The 22,802-nt window shown below is 71.7% G+C and carries 24 protein-coding genes; 7 read left to right on the top strand and 17 right to left on the bottom strand.

All coding sequences use genetic code 11. The features are described 5' to 3' along the window. Positions 1 to 15: 15 nt before the first annotated feature. From OO62_RS32815 to OO62_RS32775, 10 genes are all read right to left on the bottom strand, one after another. Positions 16 to 789: a helix-turn-helix transcriptional regulator gene (locus tag OO62_RS32815; protein ID WP_033271331.1), complete on the bottom strand. Its 774-nt coding sequence runs from the start codon at positions 787 to 789 to the stop codon at positions 16 to 18. 31 nt (positions 790 to 820) lie between these two features. Further along, positions 821 to 1,573 carry an amidohydrolase family protein gene (locus OO62_RS41820; RefSeq protein WP_428835915.1) on the bottom strand — a complete coding sequence of 251 codons (753 nt, stop codon included), beginning with the start codon at positions 1,571 to 1,573 and terminating at the stop codon, positions 821 to 823. After that, a complete protein-coding gene (locus OO62_RS41815; RefSeq protein ID WP_428835914.1) occupies positions 1,459 to 2,313 on the bottom strand; it encodes an amidohydrolase in 855 nt (284 codons plus the stop codon). The genes OO62_RS41820 and OO62_RS41815 overlap by 115 nt, the downstream gene beginning before the upstream one ends. A gap of 361 nt (positions 2,314 to 2,674) precedes the next feature. Further along, complete coding sequence (locus OO62_RS32805; RefSeq protein WP_033271330.1) at positions 2,675 to 3,247, bottom strand: hypothetical protein; 573 nt, start codon at positions 3,245 to 3,247, stop codon at positions 2,675 to 2,677. Next, positions 3,244 to 4,365 (bottom strand): ROK family glucokinase, encoded by a 1,122-nt coding sequence (locus tag OO62_RS32800; protein WP_033271329.1) that lies wholly within the window; start codon positions 4,363 to 4,365, stop codon positions 3,244 to 3,246. Before OO62_RS32800 ends, OO62_RS32805 begins: the two co-directional genes overlap by 4 nt. 228 nt (positions 4,366 to 4,593) lie before the next feature. Continuing rightward, positions 4,594 to 5,403 carry an ATP-binding cassette domain-containing protein gene (locus tag OO62_RS32795; RefSeq protein ID WP_033271328.1) on the bottom strand — a complete coding sequence of 270 codons (810 nt, stop codon included), beginning with the start codon at positions 5,401 to 5,403 and terminating at the stop codon, positions 4,594 to 4,596. Continuing rightward, positions 5,400 to 6,443 carry an ABC transporter permease gene (locus OO62_RS32790; protein WP_033271327.1) on the bottom strand — a complete coding sequence of 348 codons (1,044 nt, stop codon included), beginning with the start codon at positions 6,441 to 6,443 and terminating at the stop codon, positions 5,400 to 5,402. The genes OO62_RS32795 and OO62_RS32790 overlap by 4 nt, the downstream gene beginning before the upstream one ends. Further along, entirely contained in the window at positions 6,440 to 7,453 is a 1,014-nt protein-coding gene (locus OO62_RS32785; protein WP_443045367.1) for a sugar ABC transporter substrate-binding protein, read from the bottom strand. Before OO62_RS32785 ends, OO62_RS32790 begins: the two co-directional genes overlap by 4 nt. 194 nt (positions 7,454 to 7,647) lie before the next feature. Beyond that, positions 7,648 to 8,640 (bottom strand): sugar ABC transporter substrate-binding protein, encoded by a 993-nt coding sequence (locus OO62_RS32780; RefSeq protein WP_033271325.1) that lies wholly within the window; start codon positions 8,638 to 8,640, stop codon positions 7,648 to 7,650. Between the two features lie 175 nt (positions 8,641 to 8,815). Continuing rightward, on the bottom strand, positions 8,816 to 9,535 hold the full coding sequence (locus OO62_RS32775; protein WP_033271340.1) for a GntR family transcriptional regulator: 720 nt from the start codon (positions 9,533 to 9,535) through the stop codon (positions 8,816 to 8,818). A gap of 229 nt (positions 9,536 to 9,764) precedes the next feature. On the opposite strand from OO62_RS32775, the gene OO62_RS32770 reads away from it, so the two are divergent. Then, the gene (locus OO62_RS32770) at positions 9,765 to 10,130 is read left to right on the top strand and encodes a VOC family protein (protein WP_033271324.1); all 366 of its coding nucleotides are present in this window, start codon (positions 9,765 to 9,767) and stop codon (positions 10,128 to 10,130) included. Between the two features lie 51 nt (positions 10,131 to 10,181). Continuing rightward, positions 10,182 to 10,775: an NAD(P)H-dependent oxidoreductase gene (locus tag OO62_RS32765; RefSeq protein ID WP_033271323.1), complete on the top strand. Its 594-nt coding sequence runs from the start codon at positions 10,182 to 10,184 to the stop codon at positions 10,773 to 10,775. Between the two features lie 14 nt (positions 10,776 to 10,789). On the opposite strand, the gene OO62_RS32760 is transcribed toward OO62_RS32765, so the two are convergent. The 3 genes from OO62_RS32760 to OO62_RS32750 all read right to left on the bottom strand — a co-directional run bounded on the left by OO62_RS32760 (position 10,790) and on the right by OO62_RS32750 (position 13,223). Beyond that, a complete protein-coding gene (locus tag OO62_RS32760) occupies positions 10,790 to 11,617 on the bottom strand; it encodes a transporter substrate-binding domain-containing protein (protein WP_033271322.1) in 828 nt (275 codons plus the stop codon). A 200-nt stretch (positions 11,618 to 11,817) separates the two neighbouring features. Beyond that, positions 11,818 to 12,486 (bottom strand): bifunctional 4-hydroxy-2-oxoglutarate aldolase/2-dehydro-3-deoxy-phosphogluconate aldolase, encoded by a 669-nt coding sequence (locus OO62_RS32755; protein WP_033271321.1) that lies wholly within the window; start codon positions 12,484 to 12,486, stop codon positions 11,818 to 11,820. 308 nt (positions 12,487 to 12,794) lie between these two features. Next, a complete protein-coding gene (locus tag OO62_RS32750; protein ID WP_033271320.1) occupies positions 12,795 to 13,223 on the bottom strand; it encodes a ribonuclease domain-containing protein in 429 nt (142 codons plus the stop codon). Between the two features lie 184 nt (positions 13,224 to 13,407). On the opposite strand from OO62_RS32750, the gene OO62_RS32745 reads away from it, so the two are divergent. From OO62_RS32745 to OO62_RS41060, 5 genes are all read left to right on the top strand, one after another. Beyond that, positions 13,408 to 13,803 carry a VOC family protein gene (locus tag OO62_RS32745; RefSeq protein ID WP_033271319.1) on the top strand — a complete coding sequence of 132 codons (396 nt, stop codon included), beginning with the start codon at positions 13,408 to 13,410 and terminating at the stop codon, positions 13,801 to 13,803. Between the two features lie 64 nt (positions 13,804 to 13,867). Next, positions 13,868 to 14,500 carry a helix-turn-helix domain-containing protein gene (locus OO62_RS32740; RefSeq protein ID WP_033271318.1) on the top strand — a complete coding sequence of 211 codons (633 nt, stop codon included), beginning with the start codon at positions 13,868 to 13,870 and terminating at the stop codon, positions 14,498 to 14,500. Between the two features lie 19 nt (positions 14,501 to 14,519). Beyond that, positions 14,520 to 14,723, top strand: coding sequence for a DUF6126 family protein (locus OO62_RS32735; RefSeq protein WP_033271317.1), 204 nt, complete (start codon positions 14,520 to 14,522; stop codon positions 14,721 to 14,723). A 155-nt stretch (positions 14,724 to 14,878) separates the two neighbouring features. Next, positions 14,879 to 17,548, top strand: a complete 2,670-nt coding sequence (locus tag OO62_RS32730) for a glycoside hydrolase family 84 protein (RefSeq protein WP_033271316.1) — start codon at positions 14,879 to 14,881, stop codon at positions 17,546 to 17,548. A gap of 86 nt (positions 17,549 to 17,634) precedes the next feature. Further along, a complete protein-coding gene (locus tag OO62_RS41060) occupies positions 17,635 to 17,841 on the top strand; it encodes a hypothetical protein (RefSeq protein WP_033271315.1) in 207 nt (68 codons plus the stop codon). Positions 17,842 to 17,901: 60 nt separating this feature from the next. On the opposite strand, the gene OO62_RS32720 is transcribed toward OO62_RS41060, so the two are convergent. The 4 genes from OO62_RS32720 to OO62_RS32705 all read right to left on the bottom strand — a co-directional run bounded on the left by OO62_RS32720 (position 17,902) and on the right by OO62_RS32705 (position 22,725). Beyond that, a complete protein-coding gene (locus OO62_RS32720) occupies positions 17,902 to 18,435 on the bottom strand; it encodes a GNAT family N-acetyltransferase (protein WP_033271339.1) in 534 nt (177 codons plus the stop codon). Positions 18,436 to 18,515: 80 nt separating this feature from the next. Next, positions 18,516 to 19,646: an allantoicase gene (gene alc / locus OO62_RS32715; RefSeq protein ID WP_033271314.1), complete on the bottom strand. Its 1,131-nt coding sequence runs from the start codon at positions 19,644 to 19,646 to the stop codon at positions 18,516 to 18,518. Beyond that, on the bottom strand, positions 19,643 to 20,986 hold the full coding sequence (allB, locus tag OO62_RS32710; RefSeq protein ID WP_033271313.1) for an allantoinase AllB: 1,344 nt from the start codon (positions 20,984 to 20,986) through the stop codon (positions 19,643 to 19,645). Before allB ends, alc begins: the two co-directional genes overlap by 4 nt. A gap of 200 nt (positions 20,987 to 21,186) precedes the next feature. Next, positions 21,187 to 22,725: an NCS1 family nucleobase:cation symporter-1 gene (locus OO62_RS32705; RefSeq protein ID WP_063739081.1), complete on the bottom strand. Its 1,539-nt coding sequence runs from the start codon at positions 22,723 to 22,725 to the stop codon at positions 21,187 to 21,189. Positions 22,726 to 22,802 lie beyond the last annotated feature (77 nt).

Genomic DNA, 22,802 nt, shown 5'->3' with positions numbered 1-22,802 from the left:
GGCACCCCGGCCGGGTCAGGCTGAAGGTGCGATTCCCCACGTGGCGGCTCGGGCGGCGGCGGCCGCGCGGTTGGGGAGGTCGAGCTTGGTGAGGATGTGCTCGATGTGGGTGGCGACGGTGCGCGGTGTGATGTAGAGGCGTTCGGCGATCTCGCGGTTGGTGCGGCCGGTGGTCAGTTCGGCCAGTACCTGGAGTTCCCGTGGTGAGAGGCCGCCCGGCCGCCGCGGAGGAACGGCGGCGTGGTCTGCGGCGGCCTCCGGGCATTGCGGGGTGGTGCGGGGAGCGACGGCAGCGGCGAGGGACTCGGTGAGGAGGGTGACCACGGCGCGCGCCGGGTCGGGGGTGCGCCGTGGTCGGCGGGTGCTGACGTTCAGCATGCCGACGTACCGGCCGTCGGCGCCGAACAGGCACTGGGCCACCCCGTCCTGGATGCCGAGGGGAGACAGCACCTCCAGAAAGCCCGGTGAGGCTGCCAGGAGGTGCCTGGGAACGTCCCTGAGCCAGAGACCGCCTCGGGCCGGGCTGCGGAGGACCGGGAAGACCGGGTCGTGGTGGAGGCGGGTCTCGATGTAGGCCGTGGCGTCGTCCGGGTAGCTTCCGGCCAGGGTGGTGTGGCGCCGGCGCAGCGGATCCCACCGGGTCAGGGAGGCATGGTCGTACTCCATCACCTCCGACAGCGCCGCCAGGACCGCGTCGAGGCCGGCCGTGCCGCTCGTGGCGCTCCTGGCGGCCTGGCGGACGTGCACGGCCGCGTCCAGGATGTCTGCCGTGCTCCGGTTGGCTGCCATCCTCCAAGGATGATCATGTGGAGGGGGTAGGTCAATCGCGGAGGGTGTCGTGCACGACCTGCCCGTCCATGACGGTCAGGACGACGGGCATCTCCGGGATGTCGTGGGGGTCGGCGGCGAGCAGATCCCCGTCGAGCACACAGAGGTCGGCGACCTTGCCGGGCTCCAGGGAGCCCTTCCAGTCGTCGGCGAAGTCCTGCCAGGCCGCGTCGATGGTGTATGTGCGGACCGCTTCGGCAAGGCCGATGCGCTGTTCGGGGCCGCTGACCCGGCCGGTGGCCTTCGACTCGCGGAGCATCATGGTGGCGATGCCCTGGCGCCAGTCCGGGTGGGTGACGGGAGCGTCGGATCCGCTGGCGACCCGCACGCCGGCGTCGAGGGCGTCCCGGTAGGGCCATGCGTACGCGGCACGTCCGGCGCCGACGAAGTCCTCCTCCATGTCGGCGACGGTCCACTTGATGGTGGGGTTCATGTTCACGCCGAAGCCGTGCGCGGCCAGCACCTTCATGCTGTGCGCGGTGAGGAAGTCGCCGTGGATGAGGTAGTGGCGGGCGTCGGGACGCGGGTGTGCGGCCATGGCCGCGGCGAAGGCGTCCGCCACGGTGTCGATGGCCCGGTCGCCGGTGACGTGGACGCCCATTTGGTGCCCGGCGACGTGCGCATGCCGGATCATGGCGTCGATCTCGGTGATCCGCTCGGCGTCGGTCCCGCCGCCGACGCACAGGCAACCGCAGCCGCCGCCGACGTACGGCTCGTGCATCCAGGCCGTCTTGTTGGGGACGATGCCGTCGGCGAATATTTTGACGCCGTGGATCGCCAGGCGGCGCGGATCGGCGGTCGCCGGGCGAGGGTGGCGAGGGTCGACCGGATGGCGTCGGTCCGCTCCTGCCGGCTGAGCGGCGGCAGGGCATTCTGGACGAGGGCCTGGGCCCCCTCGTGCAGCAGTCCGGTCGGCTCCCCGGCGTCGTCCGTGACGATGGCCCCGCCGGGTGGTGCGACGGTGTACCGGTCGACGCCGAGGAGCTCCAGCGCCTTGGAGTTGACCCACGTGGCGTGGCCGGAGAAGGAGTACAGGACGACCGGGTGGTCCCGGCTCACGGTGTCGAGGTCGTGCCGCGAGGGCTGCCGCGAGGAATCGGTGACGCATTCGTCGAGGTAACCGGTGTCCCAGCCGTGGCCTGTGATCCACTGCCCGTCCGGGGCCCGCCCGACGGCCTGCCGTACCGCCTCGGCCACGTCCGCGAGCGAGGAGACGGCGGGGTGCCCGAGGTCGAGCGAGAGCGGCGGGCTGGCCATGCCGAAGGCGCATCCGTGGAGATGGGAATCGTTGATACCGGGAAGCAGCGTCGCCCCGCGCAGGTCGATGACGCGGGTGCCCGGGCCGACGAGCGGCGCGATGTCAGCCCGCCCTCCCACGGCACTGATGGTCCCCCCGGTCACCGCCAGGGCCGAGGCGACGGTGAACCGCGCATCAACCGTGACGACCCGCCCGCCGAGAAATACCAGGTCCGCGTACGTGTCCACAGAAGGAGTCCTTTCGAAAGGCGGCGGGCGCACAGCAGTCACCCGCGAACGATCTTTCGAGGACTATGGCCGTGCGCCCACCCACCGCACATCGGTCATCTCACCGATAGCGGTACGAGCGCTCGAAGTGGCAGGCTGGGTCGGCGGTTGGCGGTCGGCCGGTGGCACGTACGACGGGCGCGCACGTCCGACAGCAGCCCCGCACCACACCCGGTACGACGCCGGCGCTCAAGCGGCTGACGCAGAAACCCCCGCCGGAGCCGTCCGACGGGGGTTCCTCACTCACCCGGCCACGGCACCGACTCGCGGACCCGGTCCTGACACCCGGGTCAGGAAGGGACCGGCCCCGGGCGCGCTCCGGTCAGAAGTTGACGGTCGAGACCGTGTACACGACGGGGTGCCCCGGCTCGTCGTAGCTGACCATGATCCGCTGCGCCGGATGCGGTGCCTTGGTGCTGGTCGTCGTGCCCGCCCAGGGCCAGTCGACGCTGAAGTCCCAGCCGACCTTCGCCGCCTGGGCGGGCGGGATGGTCTGCCGGTCCTTCTTCAGCGCGGCGGTGCTGGTGCCGATGGCCGCGAGGTAGTGCTCCAGGCCCCACTCGTTCGTCCGGAACTGCACGAACAGCGAGCTGGTCTGCCAGGAGTTGGTCTCGTAGTAGTAGACCGGGGTGGAGCCGATCGGTACCGGAACGTTGTAGATCCGCTGCTGGACCTTGGTGGGGAAGGCGTTGGTCAGGCCGGTGGCGGCGGCCTCGGCCTCCTTGCCCTCGCCGCTGTCGCGGCTCTGCTCGGCGGAGATGACGATGTAGCCGGCCGGGATGGCGATCAGCAGGAAGACGATCAGCGCCATCAGCAGGGGGCGGCGGCGCTTGACCCGGGGCGGGGCGGCGGCGAGGTGGTCGTCGTGCATGGCGTGGGACTCGGTTTCGGTCATCGGCGGCCGGTCCGTTCGTAGCGCTCGTAGCGCTCGACGCGACGGCGGTTGGCGCGGCGGAAGCGGCGGGCCACCAACCGGGCGAGGTCGGCGGCGCCGACCATACCGGCCTCGGGGCCCAGCTGGGCCTTGGCGAGGGTGGCTTCGGGGCGGTAGCCACGGCCGGTGAGATGGCGCCGGAAGGCATCCCTGGCCGGGGCGATCAGCAGGTCGTCGGCGGCGCTGACGCCCCCGCCGATGACGAAGCAGGACGGGTCGAGCGCGGCCGCGAGGTTGGCGATGCCCACGCCGAGCCACTGGCCGATCTCCTGGAGGAGCTCGACGCACATCGCGTCGCCCTCCCGGGCCAGCTCGGTGATCAGCGGGCCGGTGATGTCGCCGATCCGGCCGCCGACCCGCTCGATGATGTTGTACGCGACCGGGGAGTCGGCGGCGGCCAGTTCCCGGGCCTCGCGGACGAGGGCGTTGCCGGAGCTGTACTGCTCCCAGCAGCCGCGGTTGCCGCACGGGCAGCGGTGGCCGCCGGGCACGACCTGCATATGACCGAATTCGCCCGCCACGCCGTATTTGCCGCGCTTGACCGCGCCGTCCTCCAGGATGGCGCCGCCGATGCCCGTCCCCAGCGTGATCATGACGAGGTGGTCCTCGCCCCGTCCGGCGCCGAAGCGCCATTCCGCCCAGGCGGCGGTGTTGGCGTCGTTGTCGACCATGACGGGGACGGCCAGCCGGCCGGCCAGCCGGTCGCGCAGCGGCTCGTTGCGCCAGTTCAGGTGCGGCGCGAAGAGCACGTTGGAGCGGTCCGCGTCGACCCAGCCGGCCGCGCCGATGCCGACCGCGTGCACGTCGTGCCGGTCGGAGAGGTCGAGCACCAGCTCGGTGATGGTGTCCTCGACGACCTTGGGGCTCTTGGACTTGTCCGGCGTCTCGGTGCGGACCTTCTCCAGGATCGTGCCGTCGGCGTCGACGACGCCCGCCATGACCTTGGTGCCGCCGATGTCGATGCCGACGGTGGGCACGCGGGGCGCGGTCAGGTGCGAGCGCCGCTCGCGGGTGCCGACCGTGCGCAGCACGGTCGCTCTGGCCGATCCCCGGTGCACCCGGTCCCGGTACATGCTCATCGACCCACCTCTTCGGCGTTACGGTCGCGGCCCTGTTCGCCGGTCCGGTCGCGGCGGCTGCGTGCTCGCAAGAGTCGTCTCGTCCCTGCGCGGTCTCGGGAGGCCGGGGCCTCGATGTGCGGGTTCGCAGCGATTGTGCATCATCCGGGCCTTACGGCGCATGGCGCACGGGACGGCCGCACCCCGCATCGCACCTGCGGCGCGGGGCGCGGCGTACCGTGCCGGCGGTCAGTCGGGCCGGTGTCCGCCGGGGAATTCCGGGGTGGCGGTGCGGGCCAGCTCGTGGCTGAGCTGTTCCAGCTCACTGCCGCCCGCCATCTGCCGGGTCAGCTCCTCCAGGGCGATCTCCGCCTTGGTGTGGCTGCCGGCCATGGCGCCCCGCTTGAGGAGGACGAAGCGGTCACCCACGAGGTAGGCGTGGTGCGGATTGTGCGTGATCAACACCACGCCGAGGCCGGCGTCCCGGGCGGCCGCGACGTACTTCAGGACGACGCCGGACTGCTTGACGCCGAGCGCCGCCGTCGGCTCGTCCAGGACGAGGACCTTGGCCCCGAAGTACACGGCGCGGGCGATGGCGACGCACTGCCGCTCGCCGCCCGAGAGGGTGCCGATGGGCTGGTCGACGTCCCGCAGGTCGATGCCCATCCGCAGCAGCTCGCTGCGGGTGGTCTCGCGCATCGTGGCGACGTCGAGCCGCTTGAAGGGGCCGATGCCGGTGGTGGGCTCGGAGCCGAGGAAGAAGTTCCGCCACACCGGCATCAGGGGGACGACGGCGAGGTCCTGGTAGACGGTGGCGATCCCGCGGTCCAGGGCCTCGCGCGGGGAGGAGAGGGTGGTCTCCTCGCCGTCGATGGTGAAGGAGCCGGCGTCGTGCCGGTGCAGCCCCGCGATGATCTTGATGAGGGTGGATTTGCCGGCGCCGTTGTCGCCGAGCACGCAGGAGATCTCGCCCGCGTGCACCTCCAGGGACACGCCCTCCAGTGCCCGGACGTTGCCGTAGTACTTGCTGACGTCCGTCAGCTCGACCAGCGCGGTCATGCCTGTGCCTCCGCCCGCTTGCGGACCCATGCGTTCAGAAGTGTGGCGAGCAGCAGCATCGCGCCGAGGAAGAACTTGTACCAGTCCGGGTTCCACTGCGCGTACACGATGCCCTTGCTGGCCATGCCGAAGATGAAGGCGCCGACGGCGGCGCCGATCGCCGAGCCGAAGCCGCCGGTCATCAGGCAGCCGCCGACCGCCGCCGCGATGATGTAGAGGAATTCGTTGCCCACGCCGTCGCCGGACTGGATCGCGTCGTACGAGAACAGCAGGTGCTGTCCGGAGACCCAGGCGGCGAAGGCGACGCCCATGTAGAGGCCGATCTTGGTCTTGGTGACCGGGACGCCGACCGCCCGCGCGGCGTCGGCGTTGCCGCCCACCGCGAAGATCCAGTTGCCGACGCGGGTGCGCAGCAGGATCCAGGTCGCGACGGCGACCAGCACGATCCACCACAGGATGGTGATCTGGATGTCGACGCTGCCGAGGCTCAGGTGCGAGGCGAAGAGCGTCCGGGCCGAGTCGAAGCCCTCCATGTCGGCGATGGACTTCGTCGAGACGGTGCCGTCGATCAGCTTGGTGAAGCCGAGGTTGAGGCCGGTGAGCATGAAGAAGGTGCCGAGCGTGATGATGAAGCTGGGCAGTTTCGTACGGGTCAGCAGGAAGCCGTTGAACGCCCCGATCGCGAGGGTGACCAGCAGGGACACCCCGACGCCGACCCAGGTGTTGGCGGTCATCTGGTAGCTGAACATCGACGAGATCAGCGCCGAGCTGACGACCATGACGCCGGCCGACAGATCGAATTCCCCGCCGATCATCAGCAGCGCCACCGGGACGGCCATGATGCCGATGGTGGAGGACGCGTAGAGCACGGTGGAGAGGCTGGAGGCCCGCAGGAAGGGCTCGGCGACGACGGAGAAGAAGACGAAGACGGCGGCGGCGCCGACGATCGAGCCCAGTTCGGGGCGGCCCATCAGCCGGCGGGCCAGCGAGCGGTGCAGCAGCCGTTCGTCCTGGGCGGGTGCCTTGAGGGTGGTGGTCATCGCGTTCCCCGCTTCGTGTAGTCCTGCAGGGCCGCGGCGTCCTTCTTGGTGATCACCTGGGGACCGGTGAGCACGGGCTTGCCGCCACCGAGCATGTCCGCGTTGTACTTGTACAGCCAGAGCAGGTCGACCGCCTCGTAGCCCTGGAGGTAGGGCTGCTGGTCGACGGCGAAGCCGAGGGAGCCGTCCTTCAGGCCGGTCGCGACCTGCGCGTTGAGGTCGAAGGTGTCGACCTCGGCCTTGCTGCCGGCCTGCTGCGCGGCCTTGACCGCGGTGGGGGCGAACGGCGCGCCGAGGGTGACGACGGCGTCGATGGACGGGTCGGCCTGGAGCTTGGACTCGATGGAGGACTGCACGTCGGGCATGTTGGTGCCTTCGACGTAGAGCTTCTGCAGATCGCCCTTGAAGGTCTTCTTCGCCCCGTCGCAGCGCTGCTCGTGCCCGACGTTGCCCTGCTCGTGCAGGACGCAGAGGGCCTTCTTGCGGCCGCGCTTGTTCAGCTCCTCGCCGACCGCCTCACCGGCCACCGTCTCGTCCTGCCCGATGTGGCTGAGCGCGCCGAACGCCTTGGACTCCTCGGCGCCGGAGTTCACCGTGATCACCGGGATGCCGGCCTTCTCGGCCTTGGCGACGACGTCCTTCATGGCGTTGGGCTTGGCGAGCGAGACGATCAGTCCGTCGACCTTCTGGTCGATGTAGGACTGCACCAGCTGGCTCTGCCGTGACGCCTCCTCGTCGTGCCCGTAGACGAACTTGATGTTGTCCTTGGCGGCGGCCTGCTGGGCGCCGTTCTGCACGATGTCCCAGAAGGTGTCGCCGTCTCCCGAGTGGGTGACCATCGCGAACGTCCACCTGGGGGTGTTCACCGCGGCCTTGCCGCCGGCGGTCCTGGCGAGACGCGCGTCCTCGGCGCGCTTGCCTCCGGTACTGCTGCACCCCGCCAGGGAGGCGCCGAGCACCGCCACCAGCACGGCGCTGACGACGCGTCCCCTTCTCCGAACCCTTGCCACGAGGACTCGCCCTTCCCGCTGTTGTTGCCGTGTCGGCTGCGTTGCCTGTATCCGCGTCGGTTGTCTGCGCTGTGTGGACTTCCCGGTCCGTACACCCCTGGTGTCGTACAGTGACGGCCGGCCGGGACCGACCGAACAAGTATCCGTTACCGGTGATCTGTCCCGGTTGATGGGGTCCGGTCTCCCCTGTGGTCTCATCTGGTGCCTCGCCCGGTGTACTCGGTCAGCTTGGGTACGTCCTTCTGCGTCACCAGGGCGGGCCCGGTGAGCACCGGCTTGCCGCCGCCGAGCACGTCGGCGTTGGCCTTGTGCAGCCAGAGCAGGTCGACCGCCTCGTAGCCCTGGAGGTAGGGCTGCTGGTCGACGGCGAAGGTCACGTCCTTCGCCTTGAGGAGCTTGACCACGGCGGCGTTCAGATCGAAGGTCGCGATCTGCGCCGCGCTGCCGGCCTCCTTCCTGGCCTGCACCGAGATCGCCGCCATCGGGGCGCCGAGCGTGACGATCGCGTCGATGGACTTGTCGGACTGGAGCTTGGCCTCGACCGAGGACTGGGCGGACGGCGCGTTGGTGCCGTCGACGTTGAGGTTCTCGACGGTCCCGTGGAAGGACTTGCGCACGCCCGCGCAGCGGTCCTCCAGCGACACGTTGCCCTGCTCGTGGAGGACGCAGAGGGTCTTCTTGACGTGCCGCTTGTTCAGCTCCGCGCCGACCGCCTCGCCGGCCACCGACTCGTCCTGCCCGATGTGGGTCAGCGCCCCGTACGCCTTGGAGAACTCGCCGCCCGAGTTGATCGTGATCACGGGTATGCCCTGCGCCTCGGCCTTGCGGACCGCCGCCTTGACGGCCTGCGGCTTGGCGAGGGTGACGATCAGCCCGTCGACCTTCTGGTCGATGTACGACTGGATCAGCTGGGCCTGCTGCCCGCCCTCCTTGTCGTGGGCGTAGAGGAACGTCACATGATCCTTGGCGGCGGCCTGCTGGGCGCCGTTCTGCACGATGTCCCAGAAGGTGTCACCGTCCCCGGCGTGGCTGACCATCCCGATGGTCATGCGGCTGCCGGTGCCCCCGCCCTTGGCGTCCTGGCCCCCGGTGGCGCTGCAGCCGGCGACCAGTGCGACGGTGGTCAGTAAAGCGGCGGCGCTGCGGACGGTGAGCCGCCGGGCGCCGGTCGTACGCACGCTGATCATCGTGGAACCGCCTTTTCTCCACGGCCGCCGGAGTGCGGCTGGAGGAGTTCTAACGGCGTGCGCTCGACCGCGTCAATACTTTGTCAGAACATTCTGACGATCGGACGTCTCAGCACCCTTCCTCAGCGGGCCATAGCGGGCGAAAACCACCCGCCACGGCCCTGGCCGAGGACCCTCAGGGCCGTACGAGCAGCTGGAATTCGAAGGCGTAGCGGGACGCGCGGTAGACGTGCGAGCCGAATTCGACCGCGCGCCCGGTGTCGTCGAAGGTCGTCCGCTGCATCGTGAGCAGCGGAGCGCCCTCGGGCTCGTCGAGCCGCTGCCCCTCCTCCGCGGTCGCGGCGCGGGCACCCACGGCCTGCCGCGCGCTGTGCAGCGTGATCCCGGCCGACCGCATCAGCCGGTACAGGCCGGTCTCCTCCAGCTCCGCGGTCTCCAGCGTGAGCAGTCCGGCGGGGAGGTGGTTGCGCAGATGCGCCACCGGCTCACCGTGGGCCAGCCGCAGCCGCTCGACCAGCGCGACCTCGACGCCCTCGGCGATGCCCAGGGCGGCGGCGACCTCGGCATCGGCCTCGGTGGTGGTGTTGAGCAGCACCCGGGTGGCCGGCTTCTGGCCGGCCGCCTCCAGGTCGTCGTAGAGGCTGCTCAGCTCCAGCGGCCGCTTGACCTGGCTGTGCACGACCTGGGTGCCGATGCCGCGGCGACGCACCAGCAGCCCCTTGTCCACCAGCGACTGGATCGCCTGCCGCACGGTCGGCCGGGACAGCCCGAGTCGGCCGGCGAGTTCGATCTCGTTGCCGAGCAGACTGCCGGGAGCCAGCCCGCCGTTCTCGATCGCCGCCTCCAGCTGCTGGGACAGCTGGAAGTACAGCGGCACCGGACTGCTCCGGTCCACGCTGAACTGGACCGGACTCTCGGCGCCGAGGGCTTGTTGTGTCTCGCGTTTCCCCACGTTGGCGAGCGTATCCGGCCCGGCAGATGACGGGAAGCCCGGAGGTCACATTGTCCGGACAAGGGCCCGCGCCGGTGGGCCACCGGTGTGCGACGAACGCGGAATCAGGGGTTCAGCCCCGCTCGGCGGCCGCCGGGTGGTAGCCAGGGAGATCCCGACCCGAGGAGCCCCCGTGTCCGTACGCCGCGTCGTCCCCGACATCACCTCCGACGCCCTGGAGGAGAGCCGCGCCTTCTACGGCCTGCTGGGGCTCCAAGAGGTGATGAACCAGGGGTGGGTGATGACGCTCGCGTCGCCCGGCAACCCCACCGCGCAGCTCACCCTCATGACCGAGGACCGCACCGCCCCGGTCGCCCCCGACCTCAGCATCGAGGTCGAGGACGTCGACGCGGTGTACGCCTCAGTACTGGCCGCCGGCGGTGAGATCGTCCGGCCCCTCAGGGACGAGGAGTGGGGCGTGCGCCGCTTCTTCGTGAAGGACCCGAACGGCCGGATCGTCAACGTCCTGGGGCACGCGGCGGCCGGCGACACGGCCTGACGCCGGCAAGACCGCTGATGCCGTACACCAGCCATCGATCAGGGAGAAACCATGCGCATCGGGGTCTACCTCGCGCACCCGTGTCCGGGCAGCTTCAACCACGCGGTGTTCACTGCCGTCGTGGAAGAACTGCGCGACCGGGGGTGTCACGTACTCGCGCACGACCTCTACGCCGAGGGATTCGCCCCGGTGCTGACCGCCGACGAGACGGAGACGGTCCGGTCGGCCACCCCCGCCCGTGACGTGCAGGTGGAGCTGCACCGGTCGGAGGTGGCCACCCTTGATGCCATGGTGCTGGTCCATCCGAACTGGTGGGGCATGCCGCCCGCCGTCCTCACGGGCTGGGTGCAGCGTGTGCTCGCGCCCGGTGTCGCGTACAAGCTGGGCACCGCGGACGGGGAGCCCGCAGGGCTGCTGAAGGCCGGCCGGGCGCTCGTTCTGAACACCTCCGACACCCCGGCCGACCGCGAGGAGAGCGAGTTCGGCGACCCGCTGCAGAGGATCTGGGCGGCATGCGTCCTGCCGTACGTGGGTGTCGCCGACGTCCGCCGCATCGTCTTCCGTACGGTCACCGACTCGGCCGACGCATTGCGCGCCTCCTGGCTGCGCCAGGCACGTCAGGCAGCCGCCGCGCTGATGGTGTGACACATCCGCCCCGGCTACTTCATCCACGCGGCCTCGTACTTCGCGTACGTGCCGTCGTGCGTGGCCAGGTGTACCCACTGGTCCACGTACGCCTTGAACTCGTCGTCGCCGCGGGGCAGGGCGTACGCCTTCTCGGAGAAGGTGAAGGGCTGGTCCGGGTGCACCGAGCAGAGTTCGGGGTGGATCTTGGCCTGGTAGCGGGTCTCGCTGGCGTCCGTCATCATCACGTCGGCCCGGCCCGCGATGATCTCGTCGAAGATCGTGGTGTTGTCGGGGTGGACCTTGAGGGTGGCCTGCTTGATGTGGGCGCGGGCGAACTGCTCGTTGGTGCCGCCGGGGTTGACGATGACGGTCGTACCGGGCCGGTCGATCTGCTGGAGCGTCCGGAATTTGTCCTTGTCCGCGCAGCGCACGATCGGCGTCTTGCCGTCGGTGCGGGTCGGCTCGCTGAAGTACACGGAACGGGCGCGCGGGAGGGTAATGGAGACGCCGCCCATGGCGATGTCGCAGCGGCCGGCGGCGAGGTCGCCGACCAACTCGGCCCACGTGGTGGGGACATAGCGCGGCGTGGCGTCCAGGCTCTGGGCGAGGTCCCGGGCCATGTCGATGTCCACACCGCGGTAGCCGCCGGTCCTGGGGTCGCGGTAACTGAAGGGGCGGTAGTCGCCGGTGGTGCAGACCCGCAGCACCCCGCGCCGCGGGACGGTGTCCAGGGCCGACGCCTTGGTGCCGGCGGGGTGGACAGGGCCCCGTACGGCCGCGGGGGCGGCGGAGGACGCCGGTGCGGCGGCGGTGACGGCGAGCAGACAGGCGAGGGCGGAGAGGGCGGCGGCACGCTTCATGGGGGCTCCTGTGGCTGCTGGGCGGGGCGGGGCACGTGGCCGGACGCGGCGCGCCGGGTCCGGTACGGCGGCGACCCGGCGGCAATGATCACGTGACCGCAGCGCTCAGCGTGGCAGAGCCGACGGCGCCGGTGAACCCCCTGCCCGGCTGCTGGACGCGGCAACGGCGGCCGCCGGAGCGGGAGTTCGCCCCCGGCCCCTCAGCGGTGGAAGCCGCCCACGAGCTCCGCGCCGTCCATCGGCTCCGGGGCCGCGTCGGCGAGACGGGTCAGCAGCTCGGCGGCGCGCTTGGCGACGGTGTCGCGGTCGCCCTCGGAGAGCGCCGCGCCCATGCCGACGGCGACCGCGCCCGCGGCGATCCACTCCGGCGCGCTGTCGACCGTCACCCCGCCCGTCGGCAGCACCGGCACCTGCGGCAGGGCGGCGCGTACGTCCCTGAGCCAGGACGGGTCGTACGCCGAGGCGGGGAACAGCTTGACCGCGTCCGCGCCCAGTTCGAGCGCGCGGACCATCTCGGTCGGCGTCGCCACCCCGGGGAAGACCGGGACGCCGTAGCGGTGGCCGGTGGCGATGACCTCGGCGTCGAGGCTCGGTGAGACCAGGTAGCGGGCTCCCGCGTCGACCGCCATCCGGGCCGACACCGCGTCAAGGACCGTGCCCGCGCCGATGACCGCGTCGTCGCCCAGCTCGCGGGTCAGCGTGGTGACCGCCTCCAGTGCGAAGGGGGTGGTCAGGGATATCTCCAGGCTCGTGATGCCGGCCGACAGCAGGGTGTCGGCGGTGGCGCTCGCCTCGTCATAGGTCTTGCTGCGAACGATGGCGAAAACACGCTGCGCCAGTGCTGCCCGGGTGATCTCCCAGCGATACACGGCAGTTCGCCGTCCTTCCTCGTCTCCGACGTCTCGTGCCGGCGCCGTCCCCACGGCGGACGCGGCACTTTCCGGGGCGCGCCGCAGCAGCTGACCTCACATGGTCCCTTGTCCGCCGATGCCCGCCCGCTCCTCGTTTCTACCGAAACGCTACCGGGAACCACTGACAATCGTCCCCCGGGGGGTGCGCCCCGCGCGCCCCTTCTGCACAGAACGCCCGAAGTGGCAGGTGGGAGGGGGCGCACAGCAAAGCGGCCGGGGTGCGTGGGCACCCCGGCCGCCAAGATGTGCCGGTATGTGGCGGGACGTCAGCAGCTGCGGTCGACGAGGTCGAACGTGGAGTAGTGGTCGGCGGTGTAGTAGTCCTCGTCCTTCTTCTCACCGGCCACGATCCGGCGCGCACCGCGGTCGGGCGAGCCCGGCGTGATGACGGTGTACTCGTGGTAGTAGCCGGTGCTCTGCGCCGGCAGGCTGCCCTCGCGGTTGTCGAAGACCGTGCCGTCCTTCGGGTACGGGTACGGCCCACCCTTCGCGATCAGGTCGAGGGTGTCGTGTGCCTGCGAAGGCAGCTTGGAATAGCAGACGTTGCCGACGCTCTGGACGTGCACGGCCGTGGCGTACGTCGTGGCCGGCCGCGCCGTGGCGGGGGTGGCGGCGACCGCGGTCCCGCCGATGAGAAGGGCCGAAACGAGGGCGCCGGCAGCGCCCATCCTGGTGATCCGTGGGGGGATTCTCATGCCTTACAGCATGACGCGCGTAGACATGACCCTGTCAATGCCAAGTGAAGGAAGTTTCCCGGGAGTTCACAAGAACCCCCACCGGCCACCCCAATTGGTAACCCCGACTACGGGGCCGGCCGGCGGGCGGGGTTGAATCTGATCACACGAGACGGCCCCCGTCTCACACAACGGAGGAACAACCATGCGCGTCAAGGACTTCGACCACCTGGTGCTCAAGGTGCGGGACATCGAGCGCTCGCTGGCGTTCTACACCGGTCCGCTCGGCCTGGAGCCGGTCCGGGTGGAGGAGTGGCGCGCCGGCGCCGCCCCGTTCCCGTCGGTACGGATCAGCCCGAACGCGATCATCGACCTGATCGTCCGCCCCGAGGAGGAGTCCGGCGACTCCAACGTGGACCACCTCTGCCTCGTCGTGGACCCGCTGGACTGGCAGGAGGTCATCGACTCCGGCGCCCTCACCGTGCTGGAGGGCCCGGTGGAGCGCTACGGCGCGCGGGGCGGGGCGCAGTCGATCTACGTGGCGGACCCGGACGGCTTCACCGTCGAGCTGCGCTGGTACCCGCAGGACGCCGAGCGGTAAACGGGCGGTTTGCCTCAGAGGCAAAACTTTTGCCCGAGAGGCGAAAGCTGGCTATACCGGGTACATGACCGAGCTCCCCGAAGAGCCCTCCGGCGCTCCGCCGGAGGAGCTCCCCACCGTCGCGCCGCGCCTGCGTGACCTGCGACGACGCAGTGGTCTCACGCTGGAGACCGCGGCGCGGCTGGTGGGGCTCTCGCCCGCGCACCTGTCCCGGCTGGAGACCAATCAACGCCAGCCCTCGCTGCCGATGCTGCTGGCCCTCGCGCGTACCTACGGAACAACGGTATCCGACCTGCTCGGCGAGACCGTTCCCGAGCGGGACCCCGTCGTCCGGGCCGGCCGCACCGAGCCGTCACAGGCCGGCGGCTGGACGTACTGGACCGTCGGCGGCCCCGGGCGGGCCATGCAGGCGCTGCGGGTGCACGTGCCGCGGCGGGCGCAGGCGCAGGGCGAGCTGGTGCGGGTGCACCCCGGCGAGGAGTGGCTGTACGTCCTCACCGGTCAGCTGCGGCTGACGCTGGGGGCCGCGGCGCATCTGCTGGGCCCGGGCGACGCGGCGCACTTCGACTCGCTGACCCCGCACCGCATCGCCGCCGCCTCGCCGGGCGGGGCGGAGCTGCTGTTCGTACACACCCTGCTGCAGAGCGGTGCCGCCGAGCTGTGCCTCGGCGACGACGCACCGCGCCGTGGCCTGTGAGCTGGAAGGATCGTCCGCCGTGCCCGACCACACCATCCCTTCGCCGACGGAGACCGCCGCCGGCTCCCCCGGGAGCACCGAGGCAGGCGCCCCGGCCACCCGGCGCTACGTCGAGACCAAGGCACCCCGCGGGGTCTACGTGCGGGTGTTCATCTACGTCGTGGCGACCCATGTGCTGCTGGCCATGATGAGCCTGGTGGTCCTCATGGCGAAGTCCAAGTAGCGCCTCCCCGCCGCCGCGGGCGGCCCGTGGGACCGTCCATCACCCCGTCCTGAAAGTCCATGGCCCCGGTGCGCCGCCGGGGTGAAGCCTTGCTGCCGCGAAGCGCTCGCAGCGCGCCTCACCCCGTCCCTCGCCGTACCGAGGAGGACCGAAGGATGCACCGTTCGCGCACCGCGGCGGCCACCGCTCTGGCCCTGGCCCTCGCCGTGGTCCCCCTGCTGGGCATGTCGGGGCCGCCGGGCGCCGCCGCCCACGCCGACACCTCCCGGGCCGGATCCGCCCCGGCCGTCTCCCCCACCCCGCAGTCCGTCCACCCGCGCGCCGACCGGGTCACCGTCACCCCGGCCGTCACCGTCGTCGCGGGCCCGAAGGCCGACCCCGCCGCCGTCGCGCTGGTCGAGAAGTCGCTGCACGACGCCGGCGCCGACCGGGTCGTACGGGCCGAGCAGGCCCCTGCCGGGCGGCAGTTGACGGTGTACGTGGACGGTACGGGCGCCGCGCGGGCCCTCGCGGAGCTGGGCGCGCGGGGCAGCGACGGGCTGCCCGCCGAGGGCTACGCGCTGGCCGTCGGTGACGGCCGGATCGCCCTGTCCGGCCGGGACGCCACCGGCACGTACTACGCCGCGCAGTCGCTGCGGCAGCTGCTGCCGCACCGCGACCACCCGGGCGCGCAGATCCGGGGCACCGCCGTACGGGACTGGCCGGCCACCCCGCTGCGCGGCGTCATCGAGGGCTTCTACGGCACACCGTGGTCCCACCGGGCCCGCCTCGACCAGCTCGACTTCTACGGCGCGCACAAGATGAACCTCTACGTGTACTCCCCCAAGGACGACGCCTACCTGCGGGAGAAGTGGCGCGACCCGTACCCCGCCGACCGGCTCGCGCAGATCAAGGATCTGGTGGACCGGGCCCGCGAGCGGCACGTGGAGTTCACCTACGCGCTCTCGCCCGGGCTCTCCGTCTGCTACAGCTCCGACGCCGACCTCACGGCGCTGACCGCCAAGTTCCGGACGCTGTGGGACATCGGCGTACGGACCTTCGCCGTGCCACTGGACGACATCAGCTACACGGACTGGAACTGCGCGGCGGACAAGGACCGGTTCGGGACCGGCGGCGGGGCGGCCGGTGCCGCGCAGGCCCATCTGCTCAACCGCGTCAACCGCGAGTTCATCGCCACCCACCCCGGCGCCCAGCCGCTCCAGATGGTGCCGACCGAGTACTACGACGTGAAGCCGTCCCCGTACAAGAAGGCGCTCGCCGCCCAGTTGGACAAGGACGTGCTGGTGGAGTGGACGGGGGTGGGGGTGATCGCGCCGACGATGACCGTCGCCCAGGCACGGCAGGCCCGGGAGGTCTTCGGGCACCCGATCCTGACCTGGGACAACTACCCGGTCAACGACTACGTGACCAACCGGCTGCTGCTCGGGCCGTTCAACGGACGGGAGAAGGGGCTGCCGGCGCAGCTGGCGGGGATCACCGCGAACCCCATGATCCAGCCGGCGGCCTCGAAGCTGGCGCTGCACACCGTGGCCGACTACGCGTGGAACGACACCGCCTACGACGCCCGCGCCTCCTGGGGCGCGGCGATCGAGGAGCTGGCCGGCGGCGACGCCCGTACGGCCGAGGCGCTGCGGGCCTTCGCGGACACCGGCTACTCCTCGTCGCTCAACCCGAAGCAGGCACCCGAACTCGCCGCCGCCATCGAGGAGTTCGGCAAGGACGGGGCGGCGCGCAAGCTGGACGCGGTGCTGCGGACCCTTCAGGACGCCCCCGGGGTGCTGCGCGACCGGCTGCCCGACCGTGGCTTCGTCGAGGACAGCGGGCCCTGGCTGGACGCGGCCCACGCCTGGGGGGTGGCTGCGCGCACCGCCCTGCGGCTGATCGAGGCGACCAGGACGGGTCACGATGCCGAGGCGTGGCGGCTGCGGCAGCAGGTCCCGGAGCTGGTGCGGACCGCCACCTCGTTCGTGTACGTCGATCTGACGGGGAAGCGGATTCCGGTCCTGGTGGCCGACGGGGTGCTGGACACCTTCGTGGACGACGCGCTTGCCGGGTACGACCGGGCGCTGGGCGTCGTCGGCCGTCCCAAGGCGTCGACGGACCTGTCCGTCTATCAGGACAACGCGCTCTCCCGGATGACCGACGGCGACGACGCGACGTACTTCTGGAGCGGGGCGGGGCCCGCGGCCGGTGCGTTCGTCGGGCTGGACCTGCACGCCGAGCGTCCACTGGGCACCGTCACCCTGACGATGGGAAAGAGTGGCAGCCCGGAGGACTATCTGCACCACGGCGTGCTGGAGTACTCCACGGACAACAAGACCTGGCAACCGCTGGCGGCCTTCGACGGGAAGCCGGCGGTGACCGCCGAGCCGCCGGCCGGCACCACCGCCCGGTACGTACGCGCCCGGGCCACCCGGGCACAGGACAACTGGCTGGTGGTACGGGAGTTCGCGGTCGCCGGGACGGACCGGGTGACGGTGGCCGGCGGCCCGCCCGCGGCACCGGACAGCGCGCTGCGGTCCGCGGCGGACGGCGACCCGGCCACCGTCTACCGCGCGGCGCGGGCGGCGCAGCCCGGCGAGGCGCTGGAGCTCACCCCGGACACGCCGCGCACCGCACACTCGGTGACCGTGCTGCGGCCGCAGGGCGCTCCGGCGGGGGCGGCGCGGGTGGAGGTCCGTACGGGCGGCTCCTGGCGCACGCTCGGCACGCTGTCCGGTGCCCTGACGCGCTTCGCGGCCGGGGACGGCGCGATCGAGGGCGTACGGCTGGTGTGGCGGGCGGGGACGGCGGCGCCCGCCGTCAATGAGGTGATTCTGCGGTGAACGGAGGGGCGGGGGCGCCGTGGCGCGGCTCGGTGACCGGCCGCGCGGCGCCCCCGCCCCTACTGTGAGGGCCTGGCCGCCGCCTCGTGCCGCACCCCGGAGGAGACCGTCCATGGCCCGTCCCGCGCCCGCCGCCCCGCCACTTCTTCGACCTGCTGGCCCAGGGGGAGACGCTGGCCCTGGAGCGGCTGGCCGGGCTGGCGGACACCTGCGGGCTGACCGCCCGCGCCCTCGCCGACTACCTGCCGCGGCCGGGCTGCCAGGCGTACCCCTCCTCCAGGCGTACGAGCTGATGTTCTGGAACTCCGTGGCGGACTGACCGCGCGGCGCCGGTCCGCGCGGGACCGGCCGGTTCACATGGGCAGGGAGAGCAGCCGCACCGGGCCGGCCGGCCAGGCGGCGCCGTCGTGGAGGGGCGTCCACATGGTCCGCAGCGGCATGACGACGGGCCCCGCGGGCTGCTCGACTTGGACGTCGACCGGGACGGTGTGCCACCCGAGCCGCTGGTAGAGCGCGACCAGCGGCGGCCGGCAGAACAGCAGACCGTAACGCGGCCCCAGCGTGCGGGCGTGTGCCAGCGCGGCGGTGACCACCAGCCGGGCCAGGCCGTGCCCCCGCAGGTCCGGTGCGACGGCCACCCCGCCGAGCCCCACGGCCGGTGTCGCGGCCCCGCCGACCGACAGCGGCACCCGCAACAGCCCGGCGTGCGCGACCAGTCGGCCGTTCCGCCTGATGCCGAAGTGCTCGTCCTTGGGCAGCCAGCTCAGGCCGGCGTCCGCGACTCCGAAGGGGTCGGCGCCGTCTCCGAGGATCTCGCTCTGCTCCGTCGCCGTGTACCGCGTGAGCCGTACCACCGAGGGCGACGCGGACGAGAGGGTGTCGGTCATGGCTCGCATCATGACACCGGCCGTCCGGCGGGCGTCCGGCGGGCCGGGGATCTCCTGCCGCCCCGCCGGACGCACGGCAGTCAGCCGCCCAACTCCTCGTGACGGGACGCCAGTCGGCGCGCCCCCTCCTCGGTGAGCGAGCCGTGCAGCCGCAGCCGGGCGATGCCGCCGTCCGGGAAGATGTCGATCCGGACGTGGGTGGTGGCGGGCGCGTCGTCGAGCAGGAACCGGTGGACGGTGTCGGGCTGCAGCCGCGTACGGGGCAGCAGTTCGACCCACGCGCCGCTGTCGCCGTCGCGTCCGGACAGGCTCGCCCAGCCGGCCGCGTTGCCCTTGAGGTAGCCGGTGTCGATCTCCACCGCGCGGATCCGGGACTGTTCGGCGAGGCGGTAGCGCACCCAGTCGTTGCCGGTGCCGCGACGGCGGCGGGTCTCCCAGCCGTCGTCCATCTTGCGGGAGCGCCCCGGCTGGATGGTGTGCGTCGGCGAGGAGTAGAAGCGGTCCGAGGCGTCCTCGACCCGGCCGCCGTTCTCCAGCGCGACGAGGTCGAAGGTGCCCAGTGCGGCCAGCCAGCCGGGCGCCGGGACGACCTCGCCGTGCACCCGCAGGCGGGCGACGCCGCCGTCGGGGTGCTGGTTGAGGCGCAGGTGGGTGAAGCGCCGCCCGGCGTCGACGGCGAAGCCGTTGGCCGCGTGACCGCCGATGGCGGTGCGCGGCACGAGGGTCGTCCACGTCACGTCGCCGGCCAGGAGGTCGTCGGGCGACGGGGAACCGTCGACGCAGGCACCCTCGACGCTCACGGACTGCGGGTAGTTGCCGCGGAAGTGGGCGGTGTCGACGACGATGCCGTGGATGACGCCGGGTGCGCCGAGGCGGACCAGTGCCCAGTCGTGGTCGTCGTCCGCCGGGAACGGGTGGGCGCCGTCGGTGCCGCGCCGTCTGCGGGTCTCCCAGCCGTCCATGACCTTGCCCTTGTGGCCGAAGAGCTCGGGGTCGAAGTGGGCGGGCTCGGGCTTGAGGAGGTTCTCCCGCTCGGCGAAGAACTCGTCGTTCGCGGCGATCACGCCCGCGCCCAGCCGGCGGTCGGCGAGGTCGGGGAGGTGGGTGAAGGGGAAGCCGGCGGCGCCGGGGGTGCGGTAGTCGGCGTACGGGTCGCCGCCGCCGTACGGGCTCGCGTCGCCGGTGTAGCGGGGTATGCCGTCGGTGGTCATGCCTGGGGGGTCCGTTCGAGCAGTTCGCCGGTGGGTTCGGCGAGGGTGGTGCCGTCGTTGATCCGTCGGCCGCGCAGCCAGGTGGACCGTACGACGCCGTACAGGGTCTTGCCGGCGTATGCGGTGATCTTGTTGCGGTGCTGGAGGGCCTGCGGGTCGACGGTGAAGGTCTCGTCGGGCGCGAGGACCGCGAAGTCGGCGTCCCGGCCGGGCTCGATGGCGCCCTTCCGGCCGAGGCCGACCAGGGCGGCCGGCGCGGTGGCCATCCAGCGCACGACGTCGTCGAGGGAGTGGCCGCGTTCCCGGGCCTCGGTCCAGATGGCGGGCAGGCCCAGCTGGAGGGAGGAGATGCCGCCCCAGGCCGCGCCGAAGTCGGCGGTCTTGAGGTCGGCGGTGGAGGGCGAGTGGTCGGAGACGATGCAGTCGATGGTGCCGTCGGCCAGGCCCTCCCACAGCGCGTCCTGGTTGGCGGCCTCGCGGATCGGCGGACAGCACTTGAACTCCGTCGCGCCGTCCGGGACTTCCTCGGCGGTCAGGGTCAGGAAGTGCGGGCAGGTCTCGACGGTGATCTTCACGCCCTCGCGCTTGGCCGCGGCGATCAGCGGCAGCGCGTCGCTGGAGGACAGGTGCAGGACGTGCACCCGGGCGTCGAGTCGCTTGGCGAGGACGATGAGGCCGGCGATGGCGTCGTTCTCGGAGATGCGGGGGCGGGAGGCGAGGAAGTCGGCGTACCTGGGGCCGTGCGGCTCGGGCGCCTCGTCCAGGTGGCCGGGATCCTCGGCGTGCACGATCAGCAGACCGTCGAAGCCGGCGATCTCCCCGAGGGCGGCGGCGAGCTGCTCCTGGTCGACCTCGGGGAACTCGTCCACGCCGGAGGGCGACAGGAAGCACTTGAAGCCGAAGACGCCGGCGTCGTGCAGCGGGCGCAGGTCCTTGACGTTGCCGGGGATGGCACCGCCCCAGAAGCCGACGTCGATGTGGGCCTTGCTGCGGGCCACCTCGCGCTTGGTGTCGAGGTGGGCCGTGGTGGTCGTGGGCGGCAGGCTGTTGAGCGGCATGTCCACGAGGGTGGTGATGCCGCCGGCCGCGGCCGCGCGGGTGGCGGTCCAGAAGCCCTCCCACTCGGTGCGGCCGGGGTCGTTGACGTGGACGTGGGTGTCGACGAGGCCGGGCAGCAGGACGTCGTCCCCGAGGTCCTCGATCCGTGCCCCGGCCGGGACCTCGGCGTCGTGCGGCAGCACCGCGTCGATCCGGCCGTCCTTGACGGTGACGGACGCGGCGCGTGTCCCCTGCGGGGTGACGACCCGCGTGGAACGCAGCACCAGCTCAATTTCGGACACCCGGTCCCCTCCTCGTTTCGTGTCTTCATCGTTGCGTGGCGGCGCGGGGGACGCACGGCCGTCGGGCCGCGGCCCGCCGCGCGGGGCCCGCACCGGAGCGTGGTCCGGGCGGACTCCCGGACCGGAATCCGCCGGTCCGACTCCCCGGCGAGCGAATTCAACAGTCTGTTGAATGAGTCTTCACTCCGGATCCCGGCCCGTCAAGACCCCTCCGCCGGCACCGGCGCGGACGTCACCCCGAGGTGGGGCGCCGGCCCCCGCTCCTCCGCCGCCACGGCCCTGACCTGGGACGGGATGATCTCGTCCGGAATCGGCCCGGCACCCGCGGCGCCCCTGCCCCGGCCCGAGACCAGGGCGTGCAGCCCGCCGGCGAGCGCCATCCCGAAGATCCAGGAGAACGGCGCCACCGCCCCGAAGGCCGGCACCAGCGCGACCGCGGCCGAGACCGCGGCGGCCGGGAGGAAGGCGATCACGGCCTTGGGGTTGTAGCCCCTGCGGTAGAAGTACGCGCCCGCGGCGTCGGCGGAGAACAGCGCGTCGACGTCGATCCGGCCGCGCCGCACGAGGTAGTAGTCGACGAGCAGAATCGCCACCAGCGGCCCGAGGAAGGCGCCCAGCGCGCCCAGGAAGTACTGGATCACCAGCGCCGAGGAGTACAGCTTCCAGGGCATGACGACGACGGCCAGCACCGCGGTGATCATGCCGCCGCGCTTGAAGTTCAGATACTTCGGCGCGAGGTTGGCGAAGTCGTAGGCGGGCGAGACGAAGTTGGCGACGACGTTGATGCCGATGGTGGCGACGATGAAGGCCAGCGCGCCGATGACGGTGACCACCGGGTTGTCGATCTTCTGGATCACCTTCACCGGGTCGTAGATCGCCTCGCCGAACACCGAGATGGTGCCGGCGGTGACCAGCACGGCGACCACGGCGAAGGCGGTGAAGTTCACCGGCAGCCCGATCAGATTGCCGCGCCGGTAGGAGCGGTGGTCGGGCGTGAAGCGGGCGAAGTCCGCGTAGTTGAGCACCAGGGTCAGGAAGGTGGCGACGGTCAGGCTGACCGCGATGAGGCTCTGCCGGGCCTGCTCGGCGCCGCTGAGGCCGGTGATGCTGCGGGTCAGCGAGATGTCCCCGCCGGCCCTGATGACCAGATAGAGCGCGAGGGCGAGCACCACCAGCCAGACCACCGGCCCGGTCGCGAAGTCCTGCACCTTGCGGATGAACTCCATCCCCCGGGTCAGCAGGGCCGCCTGGAGCCCCCACATCACCATGAACGCGACCCAGCCCAGCGTCGACAGGCCCAGCACGGAGTTGTGGTTGTACGCGTCCAGACCGGGCGCGAGCTGGAGGGTCAGCAGCACGACGGCGGTGGAGGCCAGCCAGGTCTGGATGCCGTACCAGGCGACGGCCATCACCGCGCGCAACAGCGCCGGGATGTTGGCTCCGTACACCCCCCAGCTGGCGCGGGCGAGCACCGGGTAGGGCACACCGGTCCGGTGCCCCGCGTGCCCCATGCGGTTCATCAGCCAGTAGACGATCGTGATGCCGGCCAGCAGCGCGACGAACACCTCCCAGGCCGGCAGGCCCAGCACGAACAGGCTGGAGGCGAAGGCGTAGTTGCTGATCGCGTGAGTGTCGGACATCCACAGCGCGAAGATGCTGTACGTGCCCCATTTGCGCTCGGGGGCCGGCGCGAGATCCTCGTTGAACAGCCGCGGGTCCGGTTGCGGGGGTGTGGTCACGGGTCCTCCCAGGCAGGTTGGGTGGAGCTTGGAGAGCGAGGGTCGGAGGGCTCAGAAGGGTCAGAAGGACACCAGTT

Source organism: Streptomyces lydicus, from assembly GCF_000717345.1.
Taxonomy (GTDB): Bacteria; Actinomycetota; Actinomycetes; order Streptomycetales; family Streptomycetaceae; genus Streptomyces; species Streptomyces lydicus.
The sequence above is the reverse complement of the archived record's forward strand: the minus strand, read 5'-3'. Positions and strand labels throughout refer to the sequence as shown.

What these genes read in the sequence shown, in the direction of transcription:
- OO62_RS32750 (WP_033271320.1), bottom strand. Translation starts at nt 13,223, where the DNA reads ATGAGAATCCCCCCACGGATCACCAGGATGGGCGCTGCCGGCGCCCTC.
- alc (WP_033271314.1), bottom strand. Translation starts at nt 19,646, where the DNA reads ATGACCACCGACGGCATACCCCGCTACACCGGCGACGCGAGCCCGTAC.
- OO62_RS32730 (WP_033271316.1), top strand. Translation starts at nt 14,879, where the DNA reads ATGCACCGTTCGCGCACCGCGGCGGCCACCGCTCTGGCCCTGGCCCTC.
- OO62_RS32765 (WP_033271323.1), top strand. Translation starts at nt 10,182, where the DNA reads ATGCGCATCGGGGTCTACCTCGCGCACCCGTGTCCGGGCAGCTTCAAC.
- OO62_RS32815 (WP_033271331.1), bottom strand. Translation starts at nt 789, where the DNA reads ATGGCAGCCAACCGGAGCACGGCAGACATCCTGGACGCGGCCGTGCAC.
- OO62_RS32805 (WP_033271330.1), bottom strand. Translation starts at nt 3,247, where the DNA reads ATGACCGAAACCGAGTCCCACGCCATGCACGACGACCACCTCGCCGCC.
- OO62_RS32790 (WP_033271327.1), bottom strand. Translation starts at nt 6,443, where the DNA reads ATGACCACCACCCTCAAGGCACCCGCCCAGGACGAACGGCTGCTGCAC.
- OO62_RS32780 (WP_033271325.1), bottom strand. Translation starts at nt 8,640, where the DNA reads ATGATCAGCGTGCGTACGACCGGCGCCCGGCGGCTCACCGTCCGCAGC.
- OO62_RS32745 (WP_033271319.1), top strand. Translation starts at nt 13,408, where the DNA reads ATGCGCGTCAAGGACTTCGACCACCTGGTGCTCAAGGTGCGGGACATC.
- OO62_RS32740 (WP_033271318.1), top strand. Translation starts at nt 13,868, where the DNA reads ATGACCGAGCTCCCCGAAGAGCCCTCCGGCGCTCCGCCGGAGGAGCTC.
- OO62_RS32760 (WP_033271322.1), bottom strand. Translation starts at nt 11,617, where the DNA reads ATGAAGCGTGCCGCCGCCCTCTCCGCCCTCGCCTGTCTGCTCGCCGTC.
- OO62_RS32795 (WP_033271328.1), bottom strand. Translation starts at nt 5,403, where the DNA reads ATGACCGCGCTGGTCGAGCTGACGGACGTCAGCAAGTACTACGGCAAC.
- OO62_RS32800 (WP_033271329.1), bottom strand. Translation starts at nt 4,365, where the DNA reads ATGAGCATGTACCGGGACCGGGTGCACCGGGGATCGGCCAGAGCGACC.
- OO62_RS32720 (WP_033271339.1), bottom strand. Translation starts at nt 18,435, where the DNA reads ATGACCGACACCCTCTCGTCCGCGTCGCCCTCGGTGGTACGGCTCACG.